Below are 6,428 nucleotides of genomic sequence, written 5' to 3' on the forward strand. Positions count from 1 at the left end.
AGGGGCATTGAATCTCATGATTAGGTACAGCGGTCGCGATAAGTCGGCGCAATCTTACATTTAAGTGCAGTGCGACATCGCTTCTTCAACGACCACATCCGCAATCACTTCCGGTACCGTCAGGTTGCGACCGGCAACGATGCGGGATGACGGCAAGCTGTTGAAACATTCCAACTGCCGGTTGGTGGACGCGCGCTGGCGGGGTGCGTAGATTCCTGCGCACTGGGCACACCACCCCCGCCCACCCCTCGTGCCTGGTGAACGATTTGTACCCGCCGTGCCGAAAGGTGCGGCGGGCTTTTTTATTTTGGAACAAAGACTTGGCGCAAAGGTTAAGCTTCGGTATGAAGATTTATAATTTCGATCCTGCCGAGTTCGCCAAGTTAGAGTTCCTACTGGCTCACACCTTCAGTTTTCTCCATGAAAAGCGGGGCAGCGCCGAACTCGATCAATTCCGGGCCAAATTTCTCCCAATTATTCGCGATGTATATTATCAGGTATTGGGACCCACGATCGCCAGCATGAGGCAATCTCTGAAGCTGATCCTTGGGACCCGGAGTTGCCTCCGGAGCGGGCTATCGAAGTCTTAGCTGAGATATTCAAAGCTTAAATTTCAAACTGACCCACTACCCGCCGTGCGTAAAGGTGCGGCGGGCTTTTTTGTTGTCTGGCGGGAACACGATCTGGCGACAATCGTTCGGGCGCCAACAAAGCGCCGTACCGTCAGATCGAGGACAGGAAAATGCGGGAAAGGCAAACATTTACCCATAAAGAGAAACAAGAAAGACAGGAGCGCACGTCGGATGCTGCACGGGCATTGATAGACGTTGAGCGCGTGGCTCGAGATGCAAAGACGGCTCGGCTGCGGGAGCAACGACTTAAAGCCGAGACTGCTCTTCCTGCTGCATCGGCACCGAAACCGAAGAGGAATTGGAAGACCAAGAAGTCGTAGTAGGCACGCTGCACCTGGCGCCCTACAATCAGCCGCGGTCCTCTCCGCAGGCCGCGTGGTTCAATCGAATCGACGGCCGATGTGCAAAGGCGAAGATCATCGATATCTGCTCGCGCGCGACTCTCATTCAATCGAGCCGCTTCTATTTCAAAATTGTCCCATGCGGATAGCATGTGGATGCTCCTAAGCGTCCGGCGGCTTCAGCCGGGCCTTCAGTAGCCGAGCTTCCCGAAGTAGTGATGCCCGATCGGTGCCGATCATTTCGATCAGCTCGCGCGCTTGAGCTTCAGTTATTCCGGCTTCCTTGGCGAGGAACTGCGCCTGGAAATCCGTCATTCGATCGCGGTCGGACTTTTCTTCCTCGCCCATAGTGAGCCTTTTCAGCCCTTGGATTGAACCGGAACGCCGGCGGGAGGGTTTTGTTGCGATCAATGGCGCAAACTTTCCAGGCATTTTTCGCTTTCTCTGGAACACATGCTTGAGATGAAAGTTCGGGAAGTGCAGCAATCTTGTTCCCTCCCAACGATGGGCTGCAGATCGGAGATGCACCGATCGGCCCGCGTCCTTTCCTCGTGGGGCGCGGGCTTTATCGCTCGCACGGAACACCAGGCGCATGCGTTTCGCCGGCATGAAGGACTGCTCAGGCAGAAAGCGCCTGGCGCTATTTTCAAGACTCTCCGCGCCCATCGGCGTAATGTGTTCTCATCGGCGATAGACATCACGGGCATCGCTGGCTGTGAGCGACCACCGCGCTTCCGCCCCAAATGGGAGGAAAGGCATATGGTCAGCCTTAAGACTGCAAAGAGTGGCATTGCCTTTCCTAGTGACCTGACTTTGTTGAAGCAGGTCTTTGATCGTGTTCGCGTTGAGGAAGGTATTCCCGTCGGTAGCGAGCAGGCGGAGCGCCTGAGCGTGATCGCAATGGAACTTTTCTCAGATGGCGAATTTGACGAGGCAGTTCTTTACGAACGCCTTCGACTCTATGCCCGATTGTAGCGCGGAAAGAAAAGCGTTGACCTCCCACCATCAGGAAGCCCTGACGAGCCTTGTCGCTCGGTATGAAATCCTCGTGTCGATCCAAGACAGGATCGTTGAGCACGACCGGCGGTTCGGCCTGGCTTCCGAAGTGGACGAAGGCCTTCTAGAGCGCCTGTCCGTCTCGCTCGGCAAGGCCCGCATCGCTTTGATCCGCGAGGTCGGCTAAAAGGCCCGGTCTTCGTTCACTGCACAGCTACCAGCGGCTGGTGCTCCGCATGGTTCAACCGCGACGTCGAGGTTCATCTTCGTTGGATGTCGGCGAGACGGCATTTACCTCAAGCGGTTCGATCACCAGCGACAGGCTAAGCCTCAGAACCTTTCTGCCACTCTCGTCCCTGATATCCATGATGAGTTGCTGCCCGTCCGGACCTTTCAGTTCGTCCTTTGCCAGCTCAGTCAATCCTTCGACGGCTGCATTGCGCGCTGCCTCAATCCCCTCGCATTCCAGACCCGTGTTGTCTTCCACGAGATGCTGGTGATCGCCGCTATCAAAGAAATATCTTGGCATATCGGCTTCCGTCATCAGAATGCCACGTCGGGGTCCTTCAGGTGCAGGTAAGTCGGATCGAATTCCCCTGCCTGAACCAAACCCGGCCAATCGAGAGCACGCAACTTTGTATCTGACGTGGCGATCAGCCCGTCACCTCGTAGCGCCTGAAGCGTGCGGTTCACGTGAACCGCGGACAAACCCACCGCATCACCAAGTGCTGCCTGGGTGATCGGTAGATCCGCGACGTGGTCCTCAATGCGTCCTGCAAACCGCAAGCGCACAATGAGTTCGCATAACATGTGGGCCGTGCGAGCGTAGGCGTCCCGTCTCCCGACGTTGGTGACCCATTCCCGGTAGATCGCAGCGTCAATCAGGGTCGATCGCCAGAACGCGGTTGCAACACGCGGGCGCTGTTCGCAAATCGAGCGAAGAGCGCTGTGGCGGATTAAGCCCAATCTCACGGGCGTCATGCTCGAGAAGCTGCAATCCATGACTGCCAGATGGATGCCGTGCAGATCCGGGAGATCGCCTGCGACAAAGAAGCTGGTGATCTGCCGCTTTCCCGCACCAGTGTGCTTGTATGAGCATACCACGCCGTTCAAGACGACAAATGAGTTGGTTGGTCGATCGCCTTCTAAGACGATATCCCTGTTAGCCGGAACATCCTTCTCCTGAATCGGGAGGCCTCTAAAGGCTGCGGCGTCATCATCGCTGATGTCAGCGACGCGACGCAGCTTGCGGATGACCACGTCCGAGGAGAAAGCTGGACACAAGGACTTGGTTACCTCCATGGGCGCTACCTGCCGAACTTGCATTCGCCGCAAAAGTTCCACGCTGCTGATGCCGGATAAGAGGTGGACACGCCCGGGATGAAGCTGCGCATCTAGCATCCGCGCGGCGATCATAGCCACATATGCCACGCCTCGCTGCTGGGTTTCAGCGACGAATAGGCCGGTCTATTGGTCTACCGGAACCGGTTGGTGCTCCGGCTCCGCATGGTGAAGCACCTGGCCGAGATCGCGCATGTCGAAATCCTGCCCGCATAAAGGGCAGTGTTCGAAATGCTCCGCCTCGGGCTTGATCGGCCGGTCGTGATCCCTGCCCTTGTAGCCCGTGCCTTCGTTGTTGGCCCAGTATCTCACTTCCGCTCCCGCAATACCCTCGCGGCTTCTATCAGGGCTTCACGATCGTTGCCGTTGGCCTTGATGAGCTCGCGGACCTGCTCGATCGTCACGCCATTCTCGCGAGCGAAATATTCCACTTCGTAATCTTCGTCGGCGGACACGCGATTGCGATCGCGAAAGTCTCGCTTGCTCTTGTCGTCGGCCATATCGTTCTCCTGATGAGCTTCGGATCAACGGCAACGCCGGCAAGCAGAATTTGTTGTCGCCGGCCGTGCTTTTGACTCCCGCCTGCAAAGGAAGCATTCTTTCTTAGGGGAAGGGGCAATGGGCAAGATTGTTCATGCAGGGAGGACTGGGAGACGAAGGCTTTGGTGGCGTTCGCTTCTCCGCCGCCGCATTTTGACGATTCTGGGATTACTTGGGATCTCTTCCGCAGCCTACACGAACTGCCGCGCGTTCACCGTTCGTCGACCGGCAACGCTGCTTTTCATAATGACAGGCTGCGATATTAAGGGGAACATCAACCAGCGGGGCGAGCACATCTTTCAGGTGCCAGGCCAGGAGTATTATCTGGCTACGCACATTAATCCGGCTCGAGGGGAGCGCTGGTTCTGCTCCCAGTGGGAGGCCTCTTGGGCGGGCTGGCGCAAGGCGAAGGTGTGAAGACCTCGGCCCGGAGTCACGTTCTGTTCACTCTGGCTAATGTAAGCGGTCGCCGCCGCCCTCGATGTAAGACGCCATCATCGACGGCCGGGCCAGCCGCCCGCGCTGAACTAGGCAGGCACCTAACGCAACTCGCCTGGCGAGGCACGTCTGCCCTGCCTCCACAGCCTCCACCCGCCGACCAACATCAGCGCACCCCAAGCAGGAAACCCAAATCCCAGTAGATCCATTGCTCCCGCGGGACGGTCTCGTTGACATGGTGGATGCCGAGGATCTGGTGATCCACCAGCCCTTCGACGAGGTTGAACAAGCCAAATCCGATGAGCACTGTGCCGACCAGCATCTTTCCCGACCACCAAAGGTGCGATTGATGCGCGGCGCGCCAGAGCAGGACCAGCGCAAGCACAACGAACAGATAGGTGGCGGCGTGGAACAGACCGTCGAGGAGCGTGTTGAATCGTAGGTTTTCGACGCTGTCGGCGGGAAAGCCGGCGCTGGTTACCATGTGGTGCCACTGGAGCAGCTGATGAAAGACGATGCCGTCGAAAAAGCCGCCCAAACCAAGGCCAAACAGAATGCCTGCGAGCGTGGGAAACTGGCGGGGCTTCGCATCTAGGCTTGGCACGAGTTATTTCCTCCTCGGGCGAATAAGCGCAACGCCGACGACCAACTTTCGTTGCCGCAGCCCAGCGGGATCACGTTCTGTTCGCTCTGGCTAATGTAAGCCCGCCACCTAGAATCGAATGGGTGCCTAAAATTGTAAGTACCGGCGCCCGCAGCCGGCTCGCGTTCATTCCGCCGATGATGCCTACCTTAGTCGCCAAGCCGCCCCAAGGCGATGACTGGATGCATGAAGCCAAATTCGACGGCTACCGCTCACAGATCATCATCGACGCCGGCGGTGCGCGGATTTTCACCCGCCGCGGACTCGACTGGACCTCCAAATACCGCGATCTGGTCGGGGCAGCCAAAGGTCTCAACGTACAGAACGCCATCATCGACGGCGAAGTCGTCGTCTTGAATGAGGCTGGCCTTTCGGATTTTGCCGCGCTGCGCAAGGCAATCACCAGGCGCCAGCACGACCTCTATTTCGTCGCGTTCGATCTGCTGCATCTCAACGGCCACGACTTGCGCGACATGGTACTTGAGGATCGGCGGGAAATCCTGGCCGGCCTTATAGGGTCTGATAGCCGCATCCAGTTCAGTGAGACCATGCCGGGCGAGGCTAATGCGATCTATCATCTGATCGACGCGGCCGGCCTGGAAGGGATGGTATCGAAGCGTCGAGAGAGCAAATATCGCAGCGGACCAACCACCAATTGGCTGAAGACCAAGTCATTCACCGAAAGCGAGTTCGAGCTTCTTGGCGTCGAACGCGAGCGGGGTAAGCCGGCCTTCGCCCTGATGGCCGAGCCGGAAACCCGCAAATATGTCGGGAGTGCATTCGTCAGCGTCAACCGCGAGATGCGGGAACGACTTTGGAAAACGATCCAGGAACAAGCCGGGCCACCGCCCAAGGACATGCCAAAGCGGCCGGCAACGCAATGGGTCAAGCCGGGGATCAAAGCCCGCGTGAAGCACCTCAGGGGAGAGGAAGATCTAAGGCACGCTTCGCTGCAGGACTTCTGGGATCAGGATTAGGGTAACTGCCGCGTTTGACCTTTGGCGAAGCCGCCTAGGCTTCTCGCAAAGCAGAGTTGAGTTGTCGCAACCCTTTGGCGAATAGCCTATGCTTTTCGAAGATTGCTAGCTTCTGCGGGTAAGTGATCCGCACCTTGGCCTTGCGCCCGTTGCATCTGAAGTGCGCGATCGTTCTTAGGGCAGAGCCTTTCCTTACCGCCGGATACGAGCAATCCGGACATTCGAATGTGAGTCGTCTCAAGGGAACCTTTCCGGCGTTGCGCGCTTGTTGAGCATGCGTTTCACAACACCGTGAACGACAACAAAAAAACGCTGGAACCAAAAGGAATCCGCCATGGCGAAAGAAAAGACATTGGATGATCTCTTACTCGATACGCTCAAAGATATCTATTACGCGGAAAAGAAGATCCTGAAGGCGCTTCCCAAGATGGCGCGCGCCGCCACATCGGCCGATCTGAAGGCAGCCTTCGAGAAGCACAAGGACGAAACCGACGGTCATGTCGAGCGCCTGCAGCAGGTT

General features: G+C 57.4%; 9 protein-coding genes and 1 pseudogene. 4 read left to right on the forward strand and 6 right to left on the reverse strand.

What is annotated here, in order from left to right:
* Positions 1-1,135: 1,135 nt before the first annotated feature.
* The gene (locus tag AC0L3I_RS36440) at positions 1,136-1,639 is read right to left on the reverse strand and encodes a hypothetical protein (RefSeq protein WP_473530167.1); all 504 of its coding nucleotides are present in this window, start codon (positions 1,637-1,639) and stop codon (positions 1,136-1,138) included.
* A gap of 93 nt (positions 1,640-1,732) precedes the next feature.
* Here AC0L3I_RS36440 and AC0L3I_RS36445 point away from each other — a divergent pair, with 93 nt between their 5' ends.
* The gene (locus AC0L3I_RS36445) at positions 1,733-1,948 is read left to right on the forward strand and encodes a hypothetical protein (protein ID WP_023803428.1); all 216 of its coding nucleotides are present in this window, start codon (positions 1,733-1,735) and stop codon (positions 1,946-1,948) included.
* A gap of 16 nt (positions 1,949-1,964) precedes the next feature.
* Positions 1,965-2,156: a hypothetical protein gene (locus tag AC0L3I_RS36450; RefSeq protein WP_473530168.1), complete on the forward strand. Its 192-nt coding sequence runs from the start codon at positions 1,965-1,967 to the stop codon at positions 2,154-2,156.
* A gap of 54 nt (positions 2,157-2,210) precedes the next feature.
* Here AC0L3I_RS36450 and AC0L3I_RS36455 read toward each other — a convergent pair whose 3' ends face one another.
* The 5 genes and pseudogenes from AC0L3I_RS36455 to AC0L3I_RS36475 form a co-directional block, all read right to left on the reverse strand.
* Entirely contained in the window at positions 2,211-2,513 is a 303-nt protein-coding gene (locus AC0L3I_RS36455) for a DUF6894 family protein (protein WP_473530169.1), read from the reverse strand.
* Positions 2,513-3,271 carry a Crp/Fnr family transcriptional regulator gene (locus AC0L3I_RS36460; protein WP_473530170.1) on the reverse strand — a complete coding sequence of 253 codons (759 nt, stop codon included), beginning with the start codon at positions 3,269-3,271 and terminating at the stop codon, positions 2,513-2,515. The genes AC0L3I_RS36455 and AC0L3I_RS36460 overlap by 1 nt, the downstream gene beginning before the upstream one ends.
* Positions 3,272-3,436: 165 nt before the next feature.
* Entirely contained in the window at positions 3,437-3,622 is a 186-nt protein-coding gene (locus tag AC0L3I_RS36465; protein WP_473530171.1) for a hypothetical protein, read from the reverse strand.
* Positions 3,619-3,810 carry a DUF3606 domain-containing protein gene (locus AC0L3I_RS36470; RefSeq protein ID WP_473530172.1) on the reverse strand — a complete coding sequence of 64 codons (192 nt, stop codon included), beginning with the start codon at positions 3,808-3,810 and terminating at the stop codon, positions 3,619-3,621. Before AC0L3I_RS36470 ends, AC0L3I_RS36465 begins: the two co-directional genes overlap by 4 nt.
* 579 nt (positions 3,811-4,389) lie before the next feature.
* A pseudogene (locus AC0L3I_RS36475) lies at positions 4,390-4,892 on the reverse strand (DUF2243 domain-containing protein).
* Positions 4,893-5,068: 176 nt separating this feature from the next.
* Between AC0L3I_RS36475 and AC0L3I_RS36480 the strand changes: the two are divergent.
* Entirely contained in the window at positions 5,069-5,908 is an 840-nt protein-coding gene (locus tag AC0L3I_RS36480; RefSeq protein WP_473530174.1) for an ATP-dependent DNA ligase, read from the forward strand.
* Positions 5,909-6,242: 334 nt separating this feature from the next.
* A partial coding sequence (locus AC0L3I_RS36485) for a DUF892 family protein (protein ID WP_473530173.1) occupies positions 6,243-6,428 on the forward strand: 186 nt, incomplete at its 3' end.

The organism is Mesorhizobium sp. WSM4840 (assembly GCF_055811755.1).